The organism is Neisseria sp. P0001.S005, assembly GCF_051963715.1.
The window spans coordinates 1-215 of sequence record NZ_JBQCTZ010001151.1; the positions used below are offsets into that span (position 1 = coordinate 1).

1 protein-coding gene is annotated in these 215 nt (G+C 43.3%); it reads left to right on the plus strand.

Annotated elements, in window-relative coordinates; translation table 11 throughout:
* Positions 1–215: Fe-S protein assembly co-chaperone HscB (gene hscB, locus ACTHSP_RS24370; protein WP_440347259.1), on the plus strand; the 215-nt coding region annotated here is incomplete at both ends.

A 215-nucleotide genomic window follows, 5' to 3' on the forward strand; every position in this document is an offset into this window, starting at 1 on the left:
TACTTCAACCTCTTCCAGCTTGAGCCATCTTTCAATATTGATACCGAAGCACTCGAACAGACCTATCGAGCTTTAGCTGCCCGTTTTCATCCCGATAAATTTGCTTCCGCCTCAGCTTTTGAGCAAAAACAAGCCGTCATGATGTCTTCTACAATTAATGATGCCTACCGCACATTAAAAAGCCCTATTGATCGGGCTGCTTATCTCTTGAAAAG